Here is a 25,677-nt window from a genome sequence, read left to right on the forward strand (position 1 = left end):
GCCGCAAGCGTCTCAGACACCCTGCTCTACGAATGGCACGGTCAAGGCCAGCGCGCTGTCCAGCGCCGCGGCATCCACGCCACCGCCTTGCGCCATGTCCGGACGACCGCCACCCTTGCCACCCACCGCCGCAGCGGCTTGCTTCATCAAATCACCGGCTTTGAGTTGGCCAGTCAGGTCCTTGGTTACACCTGCAACCAGTACGACCTTCTCTTCGTGGACACTGCCGAGCAGGATCACTGCGCGGCCGAGCTTGTTCTTCAACTGATCGACCAGCGCCAGCAGCGCCTTGCCATCCTGGCCATCCAGACGCGCCGCAAGCACCTTGACGCCCTTGACGTCGACCGCGCTGCTGGACAGGTCATCGCCCGCCGCACTGGCGGCCTTGGCTTGCAGTTGCTCCAGTTGTTTTTCCAGCAAGCGGTTGCGCTCAAGCACAGCCGAAAGCTTGTCGATAAGGTTCTCGCGGCTGCCCTTGACCAGTTGCGCAGCTTCTTTCAACTGCTCTTCGGCGGCGTTCAGGTAGGCCAGTGCCGCAGCACCGGTGACCGCCTCGATACGACGCACGCCGGAGGCTACACCGCCTTCGCTGATGATCTTGAACAGGCCGATATCACCGGTGCGCTTGGCGTGAATACCACCACATAGCTCGACGGAGAAGTCACCGCCCATGCTCAGCACGCGAACGCTGTCGCCGTACTTCTCGCCGAACAGCGCCATGGCGCCCTTCTGCTTGGCGGTTTCGATATCGGTTTCTTCGGTTTGCACCGCAGTGTTGTTGCGCACTTCGCGGTTGACGATGTCTTCCAGCGCCTTGATCTGCTCTGGCTTGACCGCCTCGAAGTGGCTGAAGTCAAAGCGCAGGCGCTGACTGTCGACCAACGAGCCCTTCTGCTGAACGTGATCGCCCAGCACCTGACGCAATGCAGCGTGCAGCAGGTGCGTCGCGGAGTGGTTCAGCGAGGTCGCGTGCTGGACGTCGGCATCAACTTGCGCATCGACCTTGGCACCAATGATCAGGCTACCGCTGGCAACCACGCCGTGGTGCAGGAAGGCACCGCCAGTCTTGGTGGTGTCGCGCACATCGAAACGTGCTGCGCCAGCCTGCAGGTAACCGGTGTCGCCGACCTGGCCGCCGGACTCGGCGTAGAACGGGGTACGGTCGAGGATGACCACGCCCTGCTCGCCTTCGCTCAGCGCGTCGACGGACTGGCCGTCCTTATAAAGAGCAACAATCGAGGCAGCGCCTTCGGTGGCGCTGTAGCCGGTGAACTCGGTGGCCACGTCAACCTTGACCAGGCTGTTGTAGTCCAGGCCGAAGGCGCTGGCGGAACGTGCGCGCTCACGCTGCGCGTCCATCTCGCGTTCGAAGCCGGCTTCATCCAGGGTCAGGTTGCGCTCGCGGGCGATGTCGCCCGTCAGGTCCATCGGGAAGCCGTAGGTATCGTAGAGTTTGAACACCACGTCGCCCGGCACGATGTTGCCCTTCAGCTCAGCCAGGTCCTGTTCGAGGATCTTCAGGCCCTGCTCCAGGGTCTTGGCGAACTGCTCTTCCTCGGCCTTCAGTACGCGCTCGATGTGCGCTTGCTGCGAGGTCAACTCAGGGAAGGCTTCACCCATCTCGGCAACCAGTGCGCCGACGATCTGGTAGAAGAAGCTGCCCTTGGCGCCGAGTTTGTTGCCATGCCGGCAAGCGCGACGAATGATGCGGCGCAGCACATAGCCACGGCCTTCGTTGGATGGCAGCACGCCATCGGCAATCAGGAAGCCGCAGGAACGAATGTGGTCAGCCACGACTTTCAGCGAAGGCTGCGCGTCGTTGCTGCAACCGATGGCCTTGGCCGCTGCGACCAACAGGCTCTGGAACAGGTCGATCTCGTAGTTCGAATGCACGTGCTGCAGCACTGCGCTGATCCGCTCCAGGCCCATGCCGGTGTCGACCGACGGCGCTGGCAGTGGGTGCAGCACGCCATCGGCGGTGCGGTTGAACTGCATGAAGACGTTGTTCCAGATCTCGATGTAGCGATCACCGTCTTCTTCTGGCGAGCCTGGCGGGCCACCCCAGATGTCGGCGCCGTGATCGTAGAAAATCTCGGTGCAAGGACCGCACGGGCCGGTATCGCCCATGGCCCAGAAGTTGTCGGAGGCGTATGGCGCGCCCTTGTTGTCGCCGATACGAACCATGCGCTCGGCCGGCACGCCGATTTCTTTGGTCCAGATATCGTAGGCTTCATCGTCGCTGGCGTAGACGGTAACCCAGAGCTTTTCCTTCGGCAGGTTCAACCACTGCTCGGAGGTCAGGAAGTTCCAGGCGTAGGTGATCGCATCACGCTTGAAGTAGTCACCGAAGCTGAAGTTGCCCAGCATCTCGAAGAAGGTGTGGTGACGCGCGGTGTAACCGACGTTTTCCAGGTCGTTATGCTTGCCGCCGGCACGCACGCACTTCTGGCTGCTGACCGCACGGGTGTAGGCACGTTTTTCCTGGCCAAGGAAGCAGTCCTTGAACTGGTTCATCCCCGCGTTGGTGAACAGCAGGGTCGGGTCGTTGCCCGGAATCAAGGAGCTGGAGGCAACTCGGGTGTGTCCTTGCTCTTCGAAGAAGCGAAGGAAGGCTTCACGGATTTCTGCGCTTTTCATAGGTTCTTCCACGGAAACGGCGGCCTGAGGCAAATGCGTGCGTCAAATAGACGAAACGACGGCAAAGGGCCGCATTATATCGGTCCTGCAATCTCGGTGCAGTGTGTTTATGCGATAGAAAACGTCATTTGGACGCATTAGGGCGGGCGGCACAAGCAATTGGCAAGCCTGATCGGATGAAAAGGCATTCATCTACGACCAATTAGTTAGCAGCCTATACACCTGAGCGACGTCTGTGCTAAAACGTCTGCGCCGCCAACGTCTGGCGGCAACGTTCTCAGGGCGGGGTGCAATTCCCCACCGGCGGTAATTGCGCGCAATGCGCATAGCCCGCGAGCGCTTGCAGGCCACCCTGCAAGGTCAGCAGACCCGGTGTGATTCCGGGGCCGACGGTCATAGTCCGGATAAAGAGAGAGCGGGACGGCGCGCGAGCGTCTGCGGCTGCACATCTGCGTGACAGCAATCCCCTTCGATCCAACTGCCCTGTTTCTCATACAAACAGGAGTCCGTTTCAATGCAACCTACCCCGATTGACAGCAAAGGCCATGGCACTGAGCGCATCGCTTTCATCCAGGCATGCTGGCACAAAGAAATTGTCGACCAGAGCAAGCAAGGCTTTGTCGAGGAGATGGCCCGCCAGGGTTATCAACTGGGCGACATCGACTTCTATGAAGTCGGCGGCGCATTCGAGATCCCCCTGCACGCCAAGTTGCTGGCCCGCAGCGGCCGTTATGCCGGTATTGTCGCGGCAGGCCTGGTGGTCGATGGCGGCATCTACCGCCACGAGTTTGTCGCCCAGTCGGTGATCAGCGGCCTGATGCAGGTTCAGCTGGAAACCGAAGTACCGGTGTTCTCGGTTGTACTCACCCCGCACCACTTCCATGCCGGTGAAGAGCACCAGAAGTTCTTCTTCGAGCACTTCGTGCACAAGGGTGAAGAAGCCGCGAAAACCTGCGCCGACACGCTGCTGAAGCTGCGCGCGCTGCGTCGCAACGAGATGCCGCAGAAGATGGCGGGCTAACTCGCTAGATCCTTTTCCTGTGGGAGCCGGCCTTGCCGGCGATGCAAGGTGAAACCTTGCCAATGGGGGCCGCTTGGCGGCCCATCGCCGGCAAGACCGGCTCCCACGGAAATCGGCAGTTGATCAACCCAGCTGTTCAGCCGTGGTTGGCACAATCAAGATCCCCGCGCGCAAGCCGTTCTTGACCTTGGGGTTGGGGAAAATGATCCGCGCCCCCTCTTCCTCGACGATCCAGCGCGTCTGCGCCAGGTCCTCGGCCAGCAGATACCCCTTGGAAAGCTCCGAGAAATTCTCGATGTCCGCCGGCAGGTGCAGGTGGAAGCTGTCACTGTGCTTGATGATCTCGCGCGCTACGCTGAACAGCTGCATGCCGTCGAGCTGATCACCTTCAGGCTCATTGCCCTCGATGATCTGCCTCAGGCGCATCTCGAGCTTGTCCAGCTTGATCTGCTCGTTCTGCCCGAACGGCCGCGCCTTGCCCAGCTCCAGGGTGAAAGCTTCGGCATCCAGGGTTTCATAGGTGAAGGCGGTAAAGGTGATCGACGGCTTGCTCTGCAACAACACCGCCTCCATCCCCGCCGCACTCAACCGTTCCAGCTCGCGGCGCGAGTGCTGACGCCCTTCCTTGTACGGATATAGCGCAAACTGTTCGATCTTCGACCCGCGAATCGCGGTATGCAGGTCGTAATGCAGCCGGGTTCGCTCCGGCACGCTGAAAAAGGTGGTGGCCAGGCGTTCCAGCTCGCAGGCACGCAATGCCTCCGAACCACTGGACAGCTCATGCCGACCATTGAACAGGCGATTGACGTCCTGGTCCAGGTATCGCTCACCCTTGCGGATGGCTTCAGGGTTGCCAAACAGGAACAGAATCCGCGCCCGGGGCTTGATCTCGCCCCGCGCAATGCCATGCAGCAGCTCATCAAGCAGCTCGATGGGCGCGGTCTCGTTGCCATGGATACCGGCAGACAACAGCAAATCCATGCCATTGTCACGGGCCTCGGGCGGGCGCACTTCAAGTGCCCCCTCCCCCATCCAGCGCATGCGCACGCCTTCGACAGTCAGCTGGGTCTTCTCCGCCGGTTCACGACCGGCGAGGGTCAGTTCAAGCAGTTTGCCGAGGGCGAGCATGGGCCTTGTTCCTTAGTGTTTGTGTCCGCAATCCGGACCATGGACGTGATCGTCGTCTTCACCGGCATCGGCCGGTTCCATTTCCAGCTGCAGGCTCACCAGGTTGGTGGCCAGTGGGCGCAGCAGCAGGTTGGCATACTCGGCATCGTCTTCTTCAACGTCGACACCAATCAGCAACTGACCGCGGCCATCCTGCTGAATCCACACTTCCTTACCTTGCCAGATCACTGCAAAACGGGTGCAGGAGGTTTCCAGCTGGGTGCCGTCGGTATCTTCAAGGATCAGCTGCAGGGCGTCGGACATAATCAATTACTCTCTCAAGGTTGGAGTTGGAACGGATAAACCGAACCCAATTTCAGGATCTGGGTCAGCTCATCCAGTGCCGCACGACACTCCAGCAACAATTGCGGGTCGGCCAGGTCGCTTTCGCTCAGGCGATCGCGATAGTGCTTGTCGACCCACTGGATCAAGGTGTCGTACAGCGGGGCCGTCATGATAACCCCTGGATTGACCGCCGCCAGTTCCGTTTCATTCAATGCCACGCGCAAACGCAGGCATGCCGGGCCGCCGCCGTTCTGCATGCTCTGCTTGAGGTCGAACACCTTGACCTCGCTGATCGCGCCGCCCTGGCTGGTGAGTGCCGTCAGATAGGCCCAGACCCGCTCGTTGTTGCGGCATTCTTCCGGCACGATCAACAGCATCGAGCCGTCGGCACGGGACAACAGCTGGCTGTTGAACAGGTAGGAACGTACTGCGTCCTCGACCGTGACCTGGGCCCGCGGTACGCAGACCGCCTTGAAGTTGCCGCCTCGCTTAGCCAGTTTAGCTTGCAGTTCGGCCAGCATTGCCTCGGTCTCGAGGAAGGCATCTTCGTGGTAGAACAGTACTTCGCCGTTGCCGACCGCGATCACGTCGTTGTGGAACACGCCCTGATCGATCACTGCCGGGTTCTGCTGAGCATAGACCACGCCGTCATCGCTCAGGCCGTGCAACCGGACAACCGCCTGGGACGCTTCGAGGGTCTGGCGCGCCGGGTATTTTTGCGGCGATGGGTAGCGCGTATCGAAAGCGCTGCGACCGAACACGAAGAACTCGACGCCAGCGTCACCATAGGCTTTGCAGAAGCGGGTATGGTTGGCCGCCCCCTCGTCACCGAACTGCGCCACGGCAGGCAAGGCCGCGTGGTGGGCGAAGTGCTGCTGGTTGGCGAACATTGCCCCGAGCACGCGACTGGTCGTCGGGTGCTCGATGCTGCGGTGGTATTTGCAGTTGAGGTTGGCGGCCGTGAAGTGCACACGACCGTCGGCGGTGTCGGCACTCGGGCTGACCGTGGCGGCGTTGGCCACCCACATGCTCGACGCCGAGCAGCTAGCCACCAGCAACGGCATGGCTTCCTTGGCTGCACGCTGGATCACCTGCGCGTCAGTGCCGCCGAAGCCCAGGCGACGCAGTGCAGCCACGTCCGGGCGCTCCTGCGGGGCCAGCACACCTTGCTGGAAGCCCATTTCCATCAGCGCCTTCATCTTCGCCAGGCCCTGACGCGCCGCTTCACGCGGGTTGGACGCCTGCTGGCTGTTGCTCTGCGAGGCAACGTTACCGTAGGACAGGCCACCGTAGTTGTGCGTCGGTCCTACCAGACCATCAAAATTCACTTCAAACGATTTCATCGGCAAGGCTCCGTGAAGCTGTTGTTATAGGGAGACGCCGGGCGTCAGCGTGGCAGGCAGGACAAGGCTGGCAGTCTCCAGCGAAGCTACCGGGTAGGCGCAATAGTCGGCCGCGTAATAGGCACTGGCACGGTGGTTGCCACTGGCCCCCACACCGCCGAATGGCGCGCTGCTGGCGGCGCCGGTCAACTGCTTGTTCCAGTTGACGATGCCCGCGCGGCTTTCCAGCCAGAAGCGCTGGTAGCGCGCATTGGAGTCCGACAGCAGACCGGCAGCAAGGCCGTACTGGGTGTTGTTGGCCTCGGCAATGGCTGCGTCGAAATCGGCGTAGCGGATAACCTGCAACAGCGGACCGAAGAATTCTTCATCCGGACGCCCGGCCACAGCCGTGACATCGACAATGCCAGGGGTGAGCAGCGCAGCAGTTTTGCTTGGCTGAGTCATTTCCAACAGCCCGGTGGCGCCATTGGCCAGCAGGTGCGCCTGTGCATCCAGCAGTGCCTGCGCCGCCGCCAGGGAGATCACCGAGCCCATGAAGGGCGCAGGCTGCTGGTCGAAGGCCCCGACGGTAATGTTCCTGCAGACCTCGACCAGGCGCGCCAGCAACGCATCACCCCAGGCGCCTTGCGGCACCAGCAGGCGGCGAGCACAGGTGCAACGCTGCCCGGCAGAAATGAACGCCGACTGGATAATGGTGTAGACGGCAGCGTCCAGGTCCTTGACCTGATCGACCACCAGCGGGTTGTTGCCACCCATCTCCAGGGCCAGGATCTTGTCCGGGCGGCCGGCGAACTGCTGGTGCAGCAGGTTGCCGGTACGGCTGGAGCCGGTGAAGAACAGGCCGTCGATGCCCGGGTTGGCAGCCAGCGCCACGCCGGTTTCACGCGCGCCTTGCACCAGGTTCAATACGCCGGCTGGCAAGCCGGCATCGATCCAGCACTTGACCGTCAGCTCGGCGACTTTCGGGGTCAGCTCGCTGGGTTTGAAGATGACGCTGTTACCGGCCAGCAGGGCCGGCACGATGTGCCCGTTTGGCAGGTGGCCCGGGAAGTTGTAGGGCCCGAACACCGCGACCACGCCATGCGGCTTGTGGCGCAGTACGGCAGTGGCATCCGCCAGCGGGCCGCTCTTTTCACCGGTGCGTTCACGGTAGCTCTGCACCGAGATCGCCACCTTGTTGACCATGCTGGTCACTTCGGTGCTGGCTTCCCAGAGCGGCTTGCCGGTTTCTTCACCAATGCAGCGGGCCAGTTCGTCGGCGTTGGCCTTGAGCTGCGCCGCAAAGGCTTCCAGCACGGCAATACGGCTATCCAGCGACTGCCGAGCCCAACCCGGGAATGCCTGACGCGCGGCATCGACAGCCTGGCCGACCTGCGCCGGGTTGGCGCCCTGCCCTTTCCAGACAACCGCCTGGCTTACCGGATTGAGCGATTCGAAGGCTTCGCCCGCGCCCACCTGCCATTGGCCTGCAATGTAGTGAGTGGTCATTACTTGGTCTCCCGGGCAGCGGACAACGGCACGGCGCGCACCTGGTCGCCAGCGCTCAAGCGCAGGCGCTTGGCGGTCAACGGATCAACCACCAGGGTACCGGCCGCCAGGCGCGCAGGTGCTGCGGCGATGCGGCAGTCCTCGCGCTTGCGGTTATGGATGATGAATGGCGTGGCGTCGTCGCCCGGCGTGCCGATGGCCAGGACCAGCGCCTGGCTGTCATGCACGGCGCGGATCTTCGCGGTTTCGCACTCCACGGCCGGGCCGGCGTCGAAGATGTCGACATAGCCCTGATAGCTGAAGCCTTCGCTCTTGAGCATGGCCAGCGCCGGCTCGGTGTCGGTGTGCACGCGACCGATGACCTCGCGCGCCGCCGGCGACAGGAAGCAGGTGTACAGCGGGAACTTGGGCATCAGCTCGGCAATGAAAGCCTTGTTGCCCACCCCGGTTAGGTAGTCGGCCTGGCTGAACTCCATCTTGAAGAAGTGTCGACCCAGGCTCTCCCAGAACGGCGAGCGCCCCTGCTCATCGGACATGCCGCGCATTTCGGCGATGATCTTCGGCCCGAACAACTCCGGGAACTCGGCGATGAACAGCATCCGCGCCTTGGCCAGCAGGCGACCGTTCAGGCCGCTGCGATGGTCACTGCGCAGGAACAGCGAGCACAGCTCAGAGTTGCCGGTCAGGTCATTGGCCAGGAACAGGGTGGGGATTTCCCGGTAGATATCCAGTTCCTGGGACGCGCTGACCGTCAGCCCGACGCGGTAGTTGTACCAGGGCTCGCGCAGGCCCACGGCGCCGGCAATGGCGGAGATGCCGACCACTTCACCGTCGTCGTTTTCCAGCACGAACAAGTAGTCCGCATCGCCCCGCCCGGCTTCGCCACGGAAGGTTTTCTCAGCCCAGCCTACCCGGTGGGCCAGGCGCTCTTCGTTGGCCGGCAAGGTGGTCAGGCCGGTGGTGCCAGTGCTGCGCGCCAGCGCGATCAGCGCAGGTAAATCGCTGCTGCATACGGGACGAACGATCATGCTATCTCCTCGGGCAGGCGCCTGTGGCACCTGCGAAACTCGACCTGTGGTTCTCAGGTATCAAACCGCGACCAGGCGCACGCTGGCACCTTCGCCGACGCCCAGGGCTTCGGCAGCTTCAAGGCTCAGGTGCACCGGCTTGCCCGGCACCCAATCCAGTTCCAGCAAAATCGCCCGGTAGTCTTGCAACTGGCCGTTGGAGACCAGATACGGACGCCCGCCCTTGACCGGCTGCTCCTGCAACTTGACCGGCACCACGCGGCTATGGGCAATCGAGCGAATACCCGACACGCGTGCGTGCAGGGTCGGGCCACCGTCGAAGATGTCGATGTAGTGGTCCGTCTCGAAACCTTCGCGCATCAGGATGTCGAAGGTGATCTGCGCACGCGGGTGCACCTGGCCCATGGCCTCTTGCGCGGCATCCGGCAGCAGCGGCACATAGATTGGATAGTGCGGCATCAGCTCGGCCAGGAAGGTCCGGCTCTTGAGCCCGCACAGGCGTTCGGCTGCGGCGTAGTTGAGGTCGAAGAAGTTGCGGCCAATCGCGTCCCAGAACGGCGAATCGCCGTTCTCGTCGCTGTAGCCGACGATCTCGGTGACCACCGAATCGGCGAAACGCTCCGGGTGAGCGGCCACGAACAACAGACGGCCACGGGAGTTGAGCTCGGACCAGGCGGTGCCGACCAACTCCGGCAGCACATAGAAGCTGGTCAGCAGGCTGTTGCCGGTCAGGTCGTGGCACTGCGAAAGCACGTGGATCTTGTTGTGGATCTTCAGCTCGCGCGAAGCGTGCACGAAGGTCTCGTTACGGAAGCTGTAGAACGGCTCCGAGTAACCGGCGGAGGCAACAATCGCGGAACAGCCGACCAGCTTGCCGGTGGCGCTGTCTTCAAGCACGAAGAAGTAGCTCTCTTCGCCGTTGAAGCTGACTTCGGCAGCGAAGGACGTCTCGGAAGCGGCGATCTTGTCGGCCAGGCGGCCGGCATCGTCCGGCAGGGACGTGACACCAATGGGACTGTCCGCAGCCAGACGCTGTACTTCACCCAGGTCAGCCATTTGCGCGGGGCGCATCACCAGCATGGTGTCACTCCTTTCGGGAAATCTGGCCGACGGCTGTCGGCTCGGAAAAAGCGGCGCGTGCATTCAGGCACGCGCTACGAAAATCAGGTTCGCTGGCCGGTCAAGGCCAGCGAAGGACCGCAGGCGACAATCAGGCCTTGGTCAGTGTGGCAGCAGCACGTTCGAAGCGGTCCAGACCTTCATCGATATCGGCATCTTCAACCACCAGGCTCGGCGCGAAACGCACTACGTCCGGGCCGGCTTGCAGGACCATCAAGCCCTCTTTCTCGGCAGCGTTGAACACTTCCTTGGCCTTGCCCTTCCAGGCCTCAGTCAGCACGCAGCCGATCAGCAGGCCGACACCACGAACCTGGCTGAACAGGCCGTATTGCTGGCCGATTTTTTCCAGGCGCGCCTTGAAGCGCTCGTGCTTGGCCTTGACGCCTGCCAGCACTTCAGGGGTGTTGACCACGTCCAGCACTGCACTGGCTACCGCGCACGCCAGCGGGTTGCCGCCGTAGGTGGTGCCGTGGGTGCCGACCGCCAGGTGCTTGGCCAGGTCTTCGGTGGTCAGCATGGCGCCGATCGGGAAACCGCCGCCCAGGCTCTTGGCGCTGGAGAGGATGTCCGGGGTCACGCCGTAATGCTGGTAGGCGAACAGCGAACCGGTACGGCCCACGCCCGTCTGCACTTCGTCGAAGATCAGCAGTGCATTGTGCTTGTCGCACAGCTCGCGGGCGCCCTTGAGGTAGGCAAGGTCAGCCGGGACCACACCGCTTTCGCCCTGGATCGGCTCGATCACTACCGCGCAGGTCTTGTCGGAGATCTGTGCTTTCAGCGCTTCCAGGTCGTTGTACGGCACGTGGCTGATGCCGGTGATTTTCGGGCCGAAACCGTCGGAGTATTTCGGCTGGCCGCCGACGCTGACGGTGAACAAGGTGCGCCCGTGGAAGCTGTTTACGGTGGCGATGATCTCGTGCTTTTCAGGGCCGAAACGGTCGTGAGCGACGCGACGGGCCAGCTTGAAGGCGGCCTCGTTGGCTTCGGCGCCGGAGTTGCAGAAGAACGCACGCTCGGCAAAGGTGGCGTCTACCAGTTTTTTCGCCAGGCGCAGGGCCGGCTCATTGGTGAAGACGTTGGACACATGCCACAGCTTGTTGGCTTGTTCGGTCAGTGCACCGACCAATGCCGGGTGGGCATGCCCCAGGACGTTAACGGCGATGCCGCCGGCGAAATCGATCAGCTCGCGCCCCGACTGGTCCCACACGCGGGAACCGGCACCACGCACGGGGATGAAAGCCGCCGGTGCGTAATTGGGGACCATTACCTGGTCGAAATCGGCGCGTTGCACCGGAGCTTGCTCAACGGACATCGGAGTCTCCTGAAGAGGAACGCCTGCCTGGAACTGGCGAGCGATGGGGGGATTGTAAGGACAGAATGGCGCCCGACCTTGCCGCCAAGCGACAACTTCTTATAGCGCCAAACCCTGTTTTACCAAGGCTTTCGGCAATGCGACAAATAGGGTCGCAAAGGCGCAGTTTAAACGGTGCGGGGATGGGCCGGGGAGATTGTGTTTCAGGCGCGGGTTGCGCGGCATTCATCGCGGGACGAGCCCGCGCCCACGGGTATCAGTTCGCTGAGGGTGGGCTCATCCGGCGATGAGGCCCGACCAGGCTACAAATAGCGAAACTCAGCCGCGCTCGGCAGGCGCCGAGGACAGCTCGAACGGGCTGCTGTTACGGCGCTGATTGCGGTCTTCCCGCGGCGTTGCGCCGAAGAAATTGCGATAAGCACTGGAAAAATGCGGCCCCGAAGAGAACCCGCACGACAGGCCGATCTGGATGATCGACTTGCTGGTCTGCATCAACATCTGCCGCGCCTTGTTCAAGCGCAGCTCCAGGTAATACTGGCTCGGCACGCGATTGAGGTACTGCTTGAAGATCCGCTCCAACTGCCGGCGCGACACGCACACGTGCTGGGCAATCTCGTCAGTGGTCAGCGGCTCCTCGATATTGGCCTCCATCAGCAGCACAGCCTGGGTCAGCTTTGGATGGCTGGAGCCCAAACGGTTCTGCAGCGGGATACGCTGGCGCTCGCCACCTTCGCGAATGCGCTCTACCACCAGCTCTTCCGACACTGCGCCAGCCAGTTCGGCGCCATGATCCCGCGCCAGCACGGCCAGCAGCAGATCCAGCACCGACAGGCCACCGCACGCAGTCAGACGGTCGCGATCCCAGTCAAACAGATGACTGGTGGCAATCACCTTGGGGAAGCGCTCGGCAAAGTCATCCTGCCAGCGCCAGTGCACCGCCGCACGATAGCCGTCGAGCAGGCCCAGTTGCGCCAACGGATACACGCCCGCCGACAGACCACCCACCACACACCCGGAACGCACCAGTTGCTTGAGCGCACTACCCAATGCCGCACCTACCGACTGCGGTGGCTCATCCGCCATCAGGAACAACTTCTGGCAACCTTCCAGCTTGCCGTTCCACGCTTCACCCGGTAGACGCCAGGCGCCTTCCGCCACGGGCTCGGCTTGCAGGAAACGCAGTTCATAGACCACATCCGGATGAACCTTCTGGGCCACCTGCAAGACCTCTTCAGCCAGCGCCAGGGTCAGGGCTTTGGTGCTGGGCCAGATGAGAAAACCGATTCGCTGGGTGGTCATGACGTAAGGTCCAGAGCCTGAGGTGAGTCTGTGCCCGCGCAGGCTGGCGGGCGGAGAGGCGCCTGGAAGTCAGGCGTCGATCGAGGCGCAGCATGACCTATTCTGGTGCAAAGCGGCAGCCTCGAACGATTTCAAGGAATGTTATTTCAGGCTGCCCGAGAGGAACTGCTGCAAACGCTCGGACTGCGGATTGACCAGCACCTCGCGCGGGTTGCCGCTCTCCTCCACCACCCCTTTGTGCAGGAACACCAGCTGGTTGGAGACTTCACGGGCAAAGCCCATTTCGTGGGTCACCACCACCATGGTCCGGCCTTCCTGGGCCAGCGCCTGCATCACCTTCAGCACATCGCCCACCAGCTCCGGGTCCAGCGCCGAGGTCGGCTCGTCAAACAGCATGACCTCAGGCTCCATCGCCAGTGCACGGGCAATCGCCACGCGCTGCTGCTCGCCGCCGGACATATGCCCAGGGTAGGCGTCCTTGCGATGCGAGACGCCGACCTTGGCCAGGTAGTGCTCGGCCTTTTCCAGGGCGTCCTTCTTGCTCATGCCGAGCACGTGCACCGGTGCTTCGATGATGTTTTCCAGCGCGGTCATGTGCGACCACAGGTTGAAATGCTGGAACACCATCGACAGGCGCGAACGCATGCGCTGCAGCTGTTTCGGGTCGGCCGCCTTGAGCGCGCCGTCCTTGTTCGCCACCAGCTTGAGCTCTTCGTTGTTCAGCAGGATCTTGCCGGCGTGCGGCTGCTCCAGCAGGTTGATGCAACGCAGGAAGGTACTTTTGCCGGAACCACTGGAACCGATGATGCTGATCACGTCGCCAGCCTTGGCCGCCAGGGACACACCCTTGAGCACTTCGTGACTGCCATAGCGTTTATGCAGGTCTTGGACTTCGAGTTTGTACATGCTGTCGGTTCTCACAAAGCGTTCAGTCTTGAGCTCGCGCCCAGGGCCTAAAAATTTGCCGCAGGCCTCAGCCCTTGCGCGGCGCCAGGTAGCCGAGCCAGCGGCGTTCGGCAAGCTTGAACAGGCGGACCAGGATGAAGGTCAGGCACAGGTAGAACACGCCGGCGGTGATGTAGGCTTCGAACGGCAGGTAGAACTGGGCATTGACGGTTCGCGCAGCACCGGTGATGTCGATCAGGGTAACGATCGACGCCAGGCTGGTGGTCTGCAGCATCATGATCACTTCGTTGCTGTATTGCGGCAGCGCGCGGCGCAGGGCCGACGGCAGCAGGATACGGCGGTACATCTGGATGCGTGACATACCCACGGCCTTGGCCGCTTCGATCTCGCCATGCGGCGTGGCCTTCAGGCTGCCGGCAATGATTTCGGCGGTGTAGGCACTGGTGTTGACCGCGAAGGCCAGGCAGGCGCAGAAGGTCGCGCTGGACAGCCAAGGCCACAGGAAGCTTTCGCGCACCGCCTCGAACTGGGCCAGGCCGTAGTAGATCAGGAACAGCTGCACCAGCATCGGCGTGCCACGGATGACATAGGTGTAGAGCCAGGCGATGCCGTTCACCAGCGGCTGCTTGGAGCAGCGCATCAGGCCCAGTGGAATCGCCGCCAGCAAGCCGAAGATCAACGACAACGCGAGCAGCTTCAAGGTGGTGAGCAGGCCACCCAGGTACAGCGGCATGGCGTCCCAGATGACGTTGTAGTCAAAGATCATAGTTCAGCCGCCTTTACGCCAACCGAATAGCGCTTCTCGAGGTACCGCAGGGCCAGCAGCGAGACACTGGTGATCACCAGGTACAGCGCCGCCACTGCCAGGAAGAAGGTGAAAGGCTCGCGGGTGGCATCGGCCGCCTGCTTGGCCTTGAACATCATGTCCTGCAGGCCGACCACCGAGATCAGTGCCGTCGCCTTGGTCAGGACCAGCCAGTTGTTGGTGAAGCCGGGAATCGCCAGGCGAATCATCTGCGGCACCATCACCCGGAAGAAGATTTGCACGCCGCTCATGCCATAGGCCATGCCGGCTTCGGCCTGCCCCTTGGGAATGGCCATGAACGCGCCGCGGAAGGTTTCCGACAGGTAGGCACCGAAAATGAAGCCCAGGGTGCCGATACCCGCTACCAGCGGATTGAGGTCAATGTAGTCGTCGTAGCCGACCAGCGGCGCGACACGGTTGAGCAGGTCCTGGCCGCCGTAGAAGATCAGCAGGATCAATACCAGATCGGGGATCCCGCGGATCACCGTGGAATACAGGTCACCCAGCCAGGCTAGCCAGCGTACCGGCGACAGACGCAGGGCCACACCGATAAGGCCGAGCACGATGGCCAGTGCCATGGACGACAAGGCGAGCTGTAGCGTCAGCCACGCTCCATCGAGGATGACTGCCCCGTAGCCTTTCAACATGATGAGGTCCTCGACCTTAGGGATGAAAAAATGGTGCAAACCTCAGAGTCTCTGCTGCTTGCACCATTACACAGGTGAAACGACGACGATTTACTTGGCTTCTGGGCCGTAGATGTCGAAGTTGAAGTACTTGTCCTGGATCTCTTTGTATTTGCCGTTGGCGCGGATGGCCAGGATGGCGGCATTCAGACGGTCCAGGTTGGCTTTGTCGCCTTTGCGCACGGCAATACCGATGCCGTCACCGAAGTACTTCGGATCGATGAACGATGGGCCAACGAACGCATAGCCTTTGCCAGCGTCAGTCTTCAGGAAACCATCTTCCAACAGCGTAGCATCGGCCACGGTGCCATCCAGACGGCCAGCGGCGACGTCCAGGTAGATTTCGTTCTGGGTGCCGTAAGGAACGATGGTGGCGCCCTGAGCACCCAGGACTTCCTTGGCGAAGCGGTCATGGATCGAACCGCGCTGTACGCCGATCTTCTTGCCCTTGAGCTCAACCAGGCTGTCGCTGACCGTGTTGCCGGCCTTCATCACCAGGCGAGCCGGGGTCAGGTAGTACTTGCCGGTGAAGTCGACAGACTTCTTGCGATCGTCAGTGATCGACATGGACGACAGGATGGCGTCGATCTTGCGCACTTTGAGTGCCGGGATCAGGCCGTCGAACTCCTGCTCGACCCAAGTGCACTTGACCTTCATCTCTTCGCACAGGGCGTTGCCGATGTCGTAGTCGAAGCCGACGATGCTGCCGTCCGGCGCCTTGGAGGCGAACGGTGGGTAGGCGGCCTCGATCCCGATCTTCAGCGGTTTCTCGTCAGCCAGCGACACCAGGGAAAACACGGACAGCGCCAGGGCGCCAAGCAGTGCGAGTTTCTTCATCTGGGAACTCCATCGGTAAAGGGCAATACGAGGCAGTACGACTGCCCGATATGCGAATGGGTACAACGCGAGCTGCATGGGTGCGAAGAGGTCGACACGCCACGAGCGAGTGATCGGCATTTTAGCGACAGCTCCGAAGCCGATATTTCTTCAATGCGACAACTAGTTACAGAAGCGCAGGAAGTACAACCCGGAGATATTGACAGCTTTCGCAAGATATGCAAAAGCGACAGACAAATAACCTATCAATGAAGCAATAACTGGGCCTATTATTCGCAAAGCCTTCTAATCCGGCAAGCGTAGCGTTTAAGCCTGATGAAATCGAGGCGGGATTTGCCCTGAAATCGAGCCGGAACGTTTCCCTTTGCCCCGTTTGTGGGCGATTGCGGTGACAGAAAGGTTACCGATGAATGTCGGAGTAACAGAACGCACAAGGCCCCGCCTGGATGCGCCAGGCGGGGCCTTGTGGTGAACCCATCGCGGGACCAGCCCGCTCCAACAGGCACCTTGGCCACTGTGGGAGCGGGCTGGCCCCGCGATGCTTTACGACTTACGCAACGTTCATGGTCTTGTGCGTATCGATCAGGTGCTGCACCACACCCGGGTCTGCCAGCGTCGAGATGTCACCCAAGCCGTCGTACTCGGCCGTGGCGATCTTGCGCAGGATACGGCGCATGATCTTGCCCGAACGGGTCTTCGGCAGCCCTGGCGCCCACTGGATCACGTCCGGCGAAGCAATCGGGCCGATCTCCTTGCGCACCCAGTTCTTCAGCTCCAGGCGCAGCGCCTCGTTCGGCTCCTCACCGCCATTGAGCGTGACGTACACATAGATGCCCTGCCCCTTGATGTCGTGCGGCACACCGACGACCGCCGCCTCCGCGACTTTCGGGTGGGCAACCATGGCGCTCTCGATCTCGGCCGTGCCCATGCGGTGGCCGGAGACGTTCAGCACATCATCCACACGGCCGGTGATCCAGTAGTAGCCGTCTTCGTCGCGACGTGCGCCGTCACCGGTGAAGTACATGCCACGGAAGGTCTTGAAGTAGGTATCGACAAAGCGATCGTGATCGCCATACAGCGAACGCGCCTGGCCTGGCCACGAATCGAGAATCACCAGGTTGCCCTCGGCAGCGCCCTCGATCAGGTTGCCCAGGTTGTCCACCAGCGCCGGCACCACGCCGAAGAACGGACGGGTCGCCGAGCCCGGCTTGAGCGCCGTGGCACCTGGCAGCGGGCTGATCAGCACGCCACCGGTTTCGGTCTGCCACCAGGTGTCGACGATCGGGCAACGTTCCTTGCCGACGGTCTTGTAGTACCAATTCCAGGCTTCCGGGTTGATCGGCTCGCCCACCGAGCCCAGCAGGCGCAGGCTCGAACCATCAGCCCCGGCCACTGCGGCCTGGCCTTCAGCCATCATTGCGCGGATTGCGGTCGGTGCGGTGTAGAGGATGTTGACCTTGTGCTTGTCGACGATTTTCGACACGCGGGTGATATCCGGATAGTTCGGCACACCCTCAAACAGCAGTGTGGTCGCGCCGTTGGCCAGCGGGCCATAGACGATGTAGCTGTGCCCGGTGACCCAGCCAACGTCGGCGGTGCACCAGTAGACTTCGCCCGGACGGTAATCGAATACGCGCTCATGGGTCATGGCCGCGTACACCAGGTAGCCACCGGTAGTGTGCAACACACCCTTCGGCTTGCCGGTGGAGCCGGAGGTGTAGAGGATGAACAGCGCTTCTTCAGCGCCCATTTCCTTCGGTGCGCAGTGGTTGGCTGCCACTTTCATCAGGTCTTCGTACCAGATGTCGCGATGCTGGTGCCAGGCAATCTCGCCACCGGTGCGCTTGCACACGATGATCTTCTGCACGCTGCTGGTTTCCGGGTTGGTCAGCGCCAGGTCAACGTTGGCTTTCAGTGCTGTGCGACGGCCGCCACGCAGGCCTTCGTCGGCGGTGATGACGATCTTCGATTTGCAGTCGATGATGCGCCCGGCCAGTGCCTCCGGCGAGAAGCCGCCGAACACCACCGAGTGGATGGCGCCGATGCGTGCACACGCCAGCATGGCGACCACGGCCTCGGGGATCATCGGCATGTAGATGGTGACCACATCACCACGGTGCACATCCTGGCCACGCAGGGCGTTGGCGAATTTGCACACCTGCTCGTGCAGCTCACGGTAGGTGATGTCGCGGTGCTCGGAAGGGTCGTCGCCCTCCCAGATGATTGCCAACTGATCGCCACGCTCGGCCAGGTGGCGGTCCAGGCAGTTGTGGGAAACGTTCAGAGTGCCGTCGGCAAACCACTTGATATCGACATGATGGTCGTCGAAGGAGGTTTGCTTGACCTTGGTGAAGGGCTTGATCCAGTCGATGCGCTTGGCCTGCTCACGCCAGAAGCCGTCGGGGTTGATCACCGACTGCTGGTACATGGCCTTGTAGGTCGCCTCGTCGGTCAGCGTGGTGGCCGCAACCTCGGGACGAACGGGATACAGGGGAGCCGCACTCATCTTTGTTACCTCGGTGTAATAGTTGTTTTTGTATGACCTCGTTTTAACTGTACCAGAGCGCGAAAGGCCATTCGACGTTGGTAGTAACACCAGCTGCATTTCGTCCTGGCTTTTGCAGCGAAGGCTCTAGGACGGTAGTGCCAACACTGGTAAAGGCAAAAAATAAACGCGCCAAAGGCCACCAAAGCGATTGTTACAGTTTCTGCCAACAGTGTTTATCAAAACGCCATCTGTTTCAGCCGCCCTGCCCTGCCTAAAATTCACCTCGCCAGCAACGGCAACGCGATTAACTTTCCGTTACAGCCCCCACGAAGGCGTTGTTAATCCCGCGATAACTCAGAAAGTTCACAGTACTCCGACCTGGCGCCACAAGTGCCAGGCAACCCCTTACGACCTTAGACAGGTAAATTGAACATGAAAGCTTTACTGGTATTGGCACTCGCTAGTGTTTGCGCTTCGGCTATGGCCGATGAAGTTGCAAACACCTCGGCCGAGCAAATTCCGGTTGAACAATACAGTTACTCGCAGCACCTGGACATCGCCAAGGTCATCTCCATGAGCGAAGTCCCGAATGTCTGCGAAGTGGTTCCGGCACGCATGACCTACGAGGATTCGCAGGGCCAGAAGCATGTTCTTGAATATCGCGTGATGGGTAACGGCTGCTCCAACGGTTAATGGAACACTGACCGGGTATTGCGCCTCCGCTCGAAGGAGCGAGGCGCACCCTTGGGTAAACTGCACAACTAACAGCGTGTATTAGTTCGCTGCAATTAAGCCAGCATTAACAGCCACCCACTTATTCAGCATTCTTCCCCACTGCATAATCGCGCAACTTGTTGGCGATAGTGGTGTGCGAAACCCCCAGACGCTTGCCCAATGCCCGACTGCTCGGGAATTCCGCTTGCAAACTTTCCAGCACGGCCTTTTCAAAGCGCCCGACAATCTGCGCCAGATCGCCTTCCAGCGAGAACTCGCCCAACGGCTGGCGTGCGCCGTAGTCCGGCAAACGGATGTGCTCGGCCTTGACCACCCCGCCATCGCACAGCGATACCGCCTGGAACAGTACGTTCTCCAATTGGCGCACATTGCCCGGCCAATGGTATTGGCTCAACCGCTCCATCGCCGCCGGCGCCAGTTTTGGCAACGGGCAGCCGATCTGTCGGCTGGCCTGATCAAGGAAGTGCTCCACCAGCGGCGGCAGGCCATCCAGGCATTCGCGCAGCGGCGGGATATGCAGCGACAGCACATTGAGGCGGTGATAGAGGTCCTGACGGAATTCGCCACGCGCGCACAGCTCAGACAAGTCCACTTGCGTCGCACAGATGACCCGCACATCCAGGTACACCTCTTCGTCACTGCCTACACGACGGAAGCCGCCGTCCTGCAGAAAGCGCAGCAGCTTTACCTGCAAGCGCGGGCTCATCTCGCCCACACCATCGAGGAACAGTGTTCCGCCCGCCGTCAGCTCCAGCAGGCCCAGCTTGCCTTCCGCCCGCGCGCCCTCGAAGGCGCCTGGGCCATAGCCGAACAGCTCGGTCTCGGCCATCGACTCCGGCAACCCGGCACAGTTGAGCGCCATCAATGGCGCCTGGCCTCGTGGGCTGGCCAGGTGACAGGCGCGCGCGAGCAGCTCCTTGCCGGTGCCCGTTTCGCCCTCAATCAACAGCGGCGCATCCAGCGGCGCCATGCGCCGCGCTTCACGCACCACCGCAGCCATCACCTTCGAGCTCTGGAAGATGCTGTCGAAACCGCGCAGCTCCTGCTTGCGCACGTTATAGATGCGCTCGCCAATGCGGTCGGCGCGGTGCAGCGTCAGCACCGCCCCCGCCAGCGCCTCGCTGTCGTCATGCTCCGATTGCAGCGGGGCGATATCGGCCAGGAACACATCGCCCTTGACCTTGACCCGCAGCCCGTTGATCCGCGACTTGTTCGCGCGCACCAACTCCGGCAGGTCGAAGTCCTCGGCATAGCGCGACAGCGGGATCCCCGGCACCTCGTCTACACGCACCCCCAGCAACTGCGCCGCCGCGCGGTTGGCCGCGACAATCGAGCCACCCATGTCGATCGACAGTACCGGGAAGTCCAGCGCCCCGAGCAAGGCATTGAGCTCCATGTGCCGGCGCTCGCTAGGCATCAAGCCAACCCGCTTGACCCCGAACACCCCGGTGATCGCCTCGAACTTGGGGCGCAAGGCCTGGAACTGCAGGTTGATCAGGTTGGGGCAATGCAGGTAGATCGCATTGCCGTGGTCCCCACCCACTTCGCCGCGCGCGACGTTGATGCCGTACTCCACCAGCAGGTGAAGGATGTCCCGCAAGATGCCGATGCGGTTCTGGCAATGCACTTTGATACGCATGAAAGGTCCTACAAGAGGGAGTGCCGAGGAAACTATCTGAACAAACGTCCGAATTCTCGTAAAGAATACGTTACAAAATCGACGTTTCCCAGCCGCGTATGTCACCGATATTGCAGATGCTCGGCGAATCCGTAAAATTTGCGTTACAGTTTTTACCTGCCAGTTATCTTGCCAGCGCCCCCACGGGTAGTGCGCCAGCCCCGGTAACCGGCTATCTCTAGGGCCATGGCTTGTGCCACACACATAACAAAAAAGGCCCTCACCAGGAGAGCAGCATGAAACAGACGCACTACGTGGCCCGTGAGCCCGATGCGCAGGGTTTTATCGATTACCCGCCGCAGGAACATGCGGTGTGGAATACCCTGATCACCCGTCAACTGAAGGTGATCGAGGGTCGCGCGTGCCAGGAATACCTGGACGGCATCGAACAGCTGAACCTCCCCCACGACCGCATTCCGCAACTGGCCGAGATCAACCAGGTGCTGGCTGCCACCACTGGCTGGCAAGTCGAGCGCGTACCGGCGCTGATTCCCTTCCAGACCTTCTTTGAACTGCTGGCGAGCAAACGCTTCCCGGTGGCGACCTTTATTCGTACTGAAGAAGAACTCGACTACCTGCAAGAGCCGGATATCTTCCACGAGATCTTCGGCCACTGCCCGTTGCTGACCAACCCCTGGTTTGCCGAGTTCACCCATACCTATGGCAAGCTCGGCCTGGCAGCCACCAAGGAACAGCGCGTGTACCTGGCCCGCCTGTACTGGATGACCATCGAATTCGGCCTGGTCGATACCCCGCAGGGTCGCAGGATCTACGGTGGCGGTATCCTGTCTTCGCCGAAAGAGACCGTGTACAGCCTGTCCGACGAGCCTGAGCACCAGCTGTTCAACCCGCTCGAAGCCATGCGCACGCCGTACCGTATCGATATCCTGCAGCCGGTGTACTTCGTGCTGCCGGACCTCAAGCGCCTGTTCGACCTGGCCCACGAAGACATCATGGGCATGGTCCAGCAAGGTATGCAGCTGGGCTTGCACGCCCCGAAATTCCCACCGAAGGTCGCCGCCTGAGCGACCCTTGCAAACCAATAACAAACCACTTGCGGAAGAACCTATGAACGCCTTGAACCAAGCCCACTGCGATGCCTGCCGTGCCGATGCCCCACAGGTCAGCGACGAAGAACTGCCGGTACTGATCAAGCAGATCCCGGATTGGAACATCGAAGTCCGTGACGGCATCATGCAGCTGGAAAAAGTCTTCCTGTTCAAGAATTTCAAGCACGCCCTGGCCTTCACCAATGCCGTCGGCGAGATCTCCGAAGCTGAAGGCCATCACCCAGGCCTGCTGACCGAGTGGGGCAAAGTCACCGTGACCTGGTGGAGCCACTCGATCAAGGGCCTGCACCGCAACGACTTCATCATGGCCGCGCGCACCGACGAGGTCGCGAGCACCGCCGAAGGCCGCAAGTAATGCACTTCGGCGCGATCGCGCGCGTACCCGGCGACCCGATCCTGGGGTTGATGGAGGCATACGCCAAGGACAGCAACCCGAACAAGTTCGACCTCGGCGTCGGCGTGTTCAAGGATGCCCAGGGCCTGACGCCGATCCCGGCAGCGGTCAAGCAGGCCGAACAGCGCCTGCTCGCCAGCCAGGCCAGCAAGAGCTATGTCGGTGGCCACGGCGATGCCGCTTTCGGCCGCCTGGTAACTGAGTTGGTAATGGGCGGCGATTCGCCGCTGATCGGCGCACAACGCGTTGGCGCCAGCCAGACACCTGGTGGTACTGGCGCCCTGCGCCTGGCGGCGGAATTCATTGAACAATGCCTGCCGGGCCGCGGGATCTGGCTGAGCGACCCGACCTGGCCGATCCATGAAACGATCTTCGCCAGTGCCGGGCTCAAGATCAGCCACTACCCGTATGTTGGCGCAGACAACCGCCTGAACGTCGCCGGCATGCTGGCGGCACTGGAAGCGGCGCCGCAGGGTGACGTGGTGCTGCTGCACGCCTGCTGCCACAACCCGACCGGGTTCGACCTGTCCCAGGCCGATTGGCTGGCGGTGCTGGAGGTGGTGCGCCGGCGTGAGCTGTTGCCACTGATCGACTTCGCCTACCAGGGTTTTGGCGACGGGCTGGAAGAAGATGCCTGGGCGGTGCGGCTGTTTGCAGCCGAGCTGCCTGAGCTGCTGATCACCAGTTCCTGCTCGAAGAACTTCGGCTTGTACCGTGAACGGACCGGCGCCTTGCTGGTGTGTGCCCAGGATGCGCAGAAACTGCTGGATGTACGCAGCCAGCTGGCGCTGATCGCGCGCAACTTGTGGTCGACGCCACCGGACCATGGTGCGGCGGTGGTGGCCGAGATTCTCGGTGATCCGGCGCTCAAGCACCTGTGGGTCGAAGAAGTCGAAGCCATGCGCCAGCGCATTGCCGAGCTGCGTGTCGGCCTGGTCCAGGCACTGGCACCGCATGGCTTGAGTGAACGCTTTGCGCACATTGCCGAGCAACGCGGGATGTTCTCCTACACCGGCTTGTCGCCGGAGCAGGTCAAGCAATTGCGTGAGCGGCACAGCGTGTACATGGTCGGCACCGGCCGGGCCAACGTGGCCGGGGCGGATGCGGCGCGACTGGAGATGCTGGCTGCGGCTATCGCTGACGTCTGTCGCTAGCAGCACTACCGTCATCGCCGGCAAGGCCGGCTCCCACAGGGTTGTGCCTCACCTCCTCTGTGGGAGCTGGCCTTGCCAGCGATGCGGCCAGCCAGAACACTGCAACAGCCTGAACCCGCAAAACCCAGCCAATCGGCAGGAAAACTCATACTGTCATCCAGACTCCTGTATCCTGCCCGGGCTTTCCTGAAGCCATGCGCGCCTTGCGCAGCCTTTCCACCTTTAAACTTGCGAGGAACGACGAGATGCATGAAATCCCGAACTTTCCCTTCCCAAGCCTGAACCAAGACGAGCAGGCCCCTGCTCCCCAGAGCGCCGAACCAGCCCAGGCGGCTGACACCGAAAGCGACGAAAACCCGAGCGCCGACCAGGAATAACCGCGCAGCACAGGACGTGTGAAAACCACATCTACCGGGGCCCTCCCCACTGAAGGTTTTCACACGGCCCCAGAATATTTCATCGAAAAAGCCCTCGCTCAGCACACACACGCATCACCCCACCCGCCGCACAGGCTTATGATAGGCAACCCAGCCTGTCAGCCACCGGACCTCCCATGTCCCAGTCACCGCGCCCCCTGGCGGTTACCCTGCAAGTCGTCTCCATCGTCCTGTTCACCTTTATCGGTTACCTGAATATCGGCATCCCGCTGGCCGTACTGCCCGGCTATGTGCACAACGAACTGGGCTTCGGCACCGTCATCGCCGGCCTGGTGATCAGCGTTCAATACCTCGCCACCCTGCTCAGCCGCCCCTATGCCAGCCGCATCATCGACAACCTGGGCAGCAAGCGCGCAGTGATCTACGGCCTGGCCGGCTGCGGCCTGAGCGGCGTATTCATGCTGCTTTCAGCCTGGCTGCAACACGCGCCCTGGCTCAGCCTGGCCAGCCTGCTGGTGGGCCGCCTGGTACTGGGCAGCGCGGAAAGCCTGGTCGGCTCCGGCTCGATTGGCTGGGGCATCGGCCGCGTCGGCGCCCAGCACACCGCCAAGGTGATCTCCTGGAACGGCATCGCCAGCTACGGCGCACTGGCCATCGGTGCGCCGCTGGGGGTACTGCTGGTGCAGCAATTTGGCTTGTGGAGCATGGGCGCGAGCATCCTGCTGCTCTGCGTGATTGGCCTGGCGCTAGCGTGGCCGAAACAGGCCGCACCCATCGTCGCCGGTGAGCGACTGCCATTCCTGCATGTACTGGGCAAGGTCTTCGGTCACGGCTCGGGGCTGGCATTGGGCTCGATCGGCTTTGGCACCATCGCCACCTTCATCACCCTGTACTACGCCAGCCATAGCTGGAGCAACGCGGCCCTGTGCCTGAGCCTGTTCGGCGCCAGCTTCATTTGCGCGCGGCTGCTGTTCGGCAGCCTGATCAACCGCATCGGCGGCTACCGCGTGGCCATCGCCTGCCTGTCGGTGGAAACCCTCGGCCTTCTGCTGCTGTGGATGGCACCCAGCGCCGAGCTGGCGCTGGCCGGGGCGGCGCTCAGCGGCTTTGGCTTCTCGCTGGTATTCCCGGCGCTGGGGGTGGAAGCGGTGAACCTTGTGCCCGCCTCCAATCGCGGCGCGGCGGTGGGTGCCTATTCGCTGTTCATCGACTTGTCGCTGGGCATCACCGGCCCGCTGGCCGGGGCGATTGCCGCAGGCTTCGGCTTTGCCTCGATCTTCCTGTTCGCCGCCATTGCCGCCTGTGGCGGCTTGCTGCTCAGCGTCTACCTGTACCAGCAGGCGCGCCTGCGCCCGGCACACGTCAGCCAACCTCAGTAGTCGATCTTGCCGCGCCCGGCCTTGATCGTGCCGCGCTTGCTCTTGGCATCCAGGCGGCGGGTTTTCGAGCCCTTGGTCGGACGTGTCGGGCGGCGCGCCTTCTCGACCTTGGTCGCTGCCAGGAGCAATTCGCGCAGCCGCTCCAGCGCATCGGCGCGGTTCTGCTCCTGGGTCCGGTATTGCTGGGCCTTGATCACCACTACGCCTTCAGCGGTGATCCGACTGTCACTGAACGCCAGCAGGCGTTCCTTGTAGAACGGCGGCAACGACGAGGCCTGGCTGTCGAAGCGCAGGTACACGGCACTGGAAACCTTGTTGACGTTCTGCCCACCCGCACCCTGGGCGCGGATGGCGTTCAGCTCGATCTCGTCATCGGGGATGTGCACGGCATTGGAAATGATCAGCATGGGGCCTGGCTTTGAAGAAGAGCAGGCACACAGGATACCCGCCTGCCCCGGCAAAACCAAAA

General features: G+C 61.9%; 23 protein-coding genes and 1 riboswitch. Of the genes, 7 read left to right on the forward strand and 16 right to left on the reverse strand.

The genetic code is table 11. From position 1 onward, the window contains the following. Positions 1-12: 12 nt before the first annotated feature. Positions 13-2,637, reverse strand: a complete 2,625-nt coding sequence (gene alaS / locus M5G11_RS08555) for an alanine--tRNA ligase (protein ID WP_273908962.1) — start codon at positions 2,635-2,637, stop codon at positions 13-15. A 269-nt stretch (positions 2,638-2,906) separates the two neighbouring features. Beyond that, positions 2,907-3,058: riboswitch (FMN riboswitch) on the forward strand. 93 nt (positions 3,059-3,151) lie between these two features. Here alaS and M5G11_RS08560 point away from each other — a divergent pair. Next, positions 3,152-3,658, forward strand: a complete 507-nt coding sequence (locus tag M5G11_RS08560) for a 6,7-dimethyl-8-ribityllumazine synthase (protein WP_273908961.1) — start codon at positions 3,152-3,154, stop codon at positions 3,656-3,658. A gap of 123 nt (positions 3,659-3,781) precedes the next feature. Here the strand turns inward: M5G11_RS08560 and astE are convergent, their stop codons facing one another. The 13 genes from astE to acs all read right to left on the reverse strand — a co-directional run bounded on the left by astE (position 3,782) and on the right by acs (position 18,439). After that, positions 3,782-4,786, reverse strand: coding sequence for a succinylglutamate desuccinylase (gene astE, locus M5G11_RS08565; protein ID WP_273908960.1), 1,005 nt, complete (start codon positions 4,784-4,786; stop codon positions 3,782-3,784). A gap of 12 nt (positions 4,787-4,798) precedes the next feature. Further along, complete coding sequence (locus tag M5G11_RS08570; RefSeq protein WP_273908959.1) at positions 4,799-5,089, reverse strand: topoisomerase II; 291 nt, start codon at positions 5,087-5,089, stop codon at positions 4,799-4,801. Between the two features lie 14 nt (positions 5,090-5,103). After that, positions 5,104-6,453: an N-succinylarginine dihydrolase gene (gene astB, locus M5G11_RS08575; protein WP_273908958.1), complete on the reverse strand. Its 1,350-nt coding sequence runs from the start codon at positions 6,451-6,453 to the stop codon at positions 5,104-5,106. Between the two features lie 24 nt (positions 6,454-6,477). Continuing rightward, the gene (astD, locus tag M5G11_RS08580; RefSeq protein ID WP_273908957.1) at positions 6,478-7,941 is read right to left on the reverse strand and encodes a succinylglutamate-semialdehyde dehydrogenase; all 1,464 of its coding nucleotides are present in this window, start codon (positions 7,939-7,941) and stop codon (positions 6,478-6,480) included. After that, positions 7,941-8,969 (reverse strand): arginine N-succinyltransferase, encoded by a 1,029-nt coding sequence (gene astA / locus M5G11_RS08585; protein ID WP_273908956.1) that lies wholly within the window; start codon positions 8,967-8,969, stop codon positions 7,941-7,943. The genes astD and astA overlap by 1 nt, the downstream gene beginning before the upstream one ends. A gap of 60 nt (positions 8,970-9,029) precedes the next feature. Then, positions 9,030-10,049: an arginine/ornithine succinyltransferase subunit alpha gene (aruF, locus tag M5G11_RS08590; protein WP_273908955.1), complete on the reverse strand. Its 1,020-nt coding sequence runs from the start codon at positions 10,047-10,049 to the stop codon at positions 9,030-9,032. A gap of 130 nt (positions 10,050-10,179) precedes the next feature. Then, positions 10,180-11,400 carry an aspartate aminotransferase family protein gene (locus M5G11_RS08595; protein ID WP_273908954.1) on the reverse strand — a complete coding sequence of 407 codons (1,221 nt, stop codon included), beginning with the start codon at positions 11,398-11,400 and terminating at the stop codon, positions 10,180-10,182. 318 nt (positions 11,401-11,718) lie between these two features. Next, positions 11,719-12,699: a transcriptional regulator ArgR gene (argR, locus tag M5G11_RS08600; protein WP_273908953.1), complete on the reverse strand. Its 981-nt coding sequence runs from the start codon at positions 12,697-12,699 to the stop codon at positions 11,719-11,721. Positions 12,700-12,840: 141 nt separating this feature from the next. Beyond that, positions 12,841-13,605 carry an ABC transporter ATP-binding protein gene (locus tag M5G11_RS08605; protein WP_273908952.1) on the reverse strand — a complete coding sequence of 255 codons (765 nt, stop codon included), beginning with the start codon at positions 13,603-13,605 and terminating at the stop codon, positions 12,841-12,843. Between the two features lie 67 nt (positions 13,606-13,672). After that, complete coding sequence (locus tag M5G11_RS08610; RefSeq protein WP_273908951.1) at positions 13,673-14,371, reverse strand: ABC transporter permease; 699 nt, start codon at positions 14,369-14,371, stop codon at positions 13,673-13,675. Beyond that, positions 14,368-15,057: an ABC transporter permease gene (locus M5G11_RS08615; RefSeq protein WP_273908950.1), complete on the reverse strand. Its 690-nt coding sequence runs from the start codon at positions 15,055-15,057 to the stop codon at positions 14,368-14,370. The genes M5G11_RS08610 and M5G11_RS08615 overlap by 4 nt, the downstream gene beginning before the upstream one ends. A gap of 90 nt (positions 15,058-15,147) precedes the next feature. Then, positions 15,148-15,933 carry an ABC transporter substrate-binding protein gene (locus M5G11_RS08620; protein WP_273908949.1) on the reverse strand — a complete coding sequence of 262 codons (786 nt, stop codon included), beginning with the start codon at positions 15,931-15,933 and terminating at the stop codon, positions 15,148-15,150. A gap of 550 nt (positions 15,934-16,483) precedes the next feature. Continuing rightward, entirely contained in the window at positions 16,484-18,439 is a 1,956-nt protein-coding gene (gene acs / locus M5G11_RS08625; protein WP_273908948.1) for an acetate--CoA ligase, read from the reverse strand. Between the two features lie 414 nt (positions 18,440-18,853). Here acs and M5G11_RS08630 point away from each other — a divergent pair, with 414 nt between their 5' ends. Next, a complete protein-coding gene (locus M5G11_RS08630; protein ID WP_273908947.1) occupies positions 18,854-19,114 on the forward strand; it encodes a DUF2790 domain-containing protein in 261 nt (86 codons plus the stop codon). Positions 19,115-19,235: 121 nt separating this feature from the next. On the opposite strand, the gene M5G11_RS08635 is transcribed toward M5G11_RS08630, so the two are convergent. Beyond that, complete coding sequence (locus tag M5G11_RS08635) at positions 19,236-20,795, reverse strand: sigma-54-dependent transcriptional regulator (protein ID WP_273908946.1); 1,560 nt, start codon at positions 20,793-20,795, stop codon at positions 19,236-19,238. Between the two features lie 275 nt (positions 20,796-21,070). On the opposite strand from M5G11_RS08635, the gene phhA reads away from it, so the two are divergent. From phhA to M5G11_RS08660, 5 genes are all read left to right on the forward strand, one after another. Further along, positions 21,071-21,859 (forward strand): phenylalanine 4-monooxygenase, encoded by a 789-nt coding sequence (gene phhA / locus M5G11_RS08640; RefSeq protein ID WP_273908945.1) that lies wholly within the window; start codon positions 21,071-21,073, stop codon positions 21,857-21,859. Between the two features lie 43 nt (positions 21,860-21,902). Further along, positions 21,903-22,259, forward strand: a complete 357-nt coding sequence (locus tag M5G11_RS08645) for a 4a-hydroxytetrahydrobiopterin dehydratase (protein ID WP_273908944.1) — start codon at positions 21,903-21,905, stop codon at positions 22,257-22,259. Then, positions 22,259-23,452 (forward strand): amino acid aminotransferase, encoded by a 1,194-nt coding sequence (locus tag M5G11_RS08650; RefSeq protein ID WP_273908943.1) that lies wholly within the window; start codon positions 22,259-22,261, stop codon positions 23,450-23,452. The genes M5G11_RS08645 and M5G11_RS08650 overlap by 1 nt, the downstream gene beginning before the upstream one ends. Positions 23,453-23,697: 245 nt before the next feature. Then, complete coding sequence (locus M5G11_RS08655; RefSeq protein ID WP_273908942.1) at positions 23,698-23,829, forward strand: hypothetical protein; 132 nt, start codon at positions 23,698-23,700, stop codon at positions 23,827-23,829. Between the two features lie 176 nt (positions 23,830-24,005). Then, positions 24,006-25,208: an MFS transporter gene (locus tag M5G11_RS08660; RefSeq protein WP_273908941.1), complete on the forward strand. Its 1,203-nt coding sequence runs from the start codon at positions 24,006-24,008 to the stop codon at positions 25,206-25,208. On the opposite strand, the gene arfB is transcribed toward M5G11_RS08660, so the two are convergent. Then, positions 25,202-25,615, reverse strand: coding sequence for an alternative ribosome rescue aminoacyl-tRNA hydrolase ArfB (arfB, locus tag M5G11_RS08665; protein ID WP_273908940.1), 414 nt, complete (start codon positions 25,613-25,615; stop codon positions 25,202-25,204). The genes M5G11_RS08660 and arfB overlap by 7 nt on opposite strands. Positions 25,616-25,677: the final 62 nt, after the last annotated feature.

It is taken from the genome of Pseudomonas fontis (genome assembly GCF_028656955.1).
In the GTDB taxonomy this organism is placed as follows: Bacteria; Pseudomonadota; Gammaproteobacteria; order Pseudomonadales; family Pseudomonadaceae; genus Aquipseudomonas; species Aquipseudomonas fontis.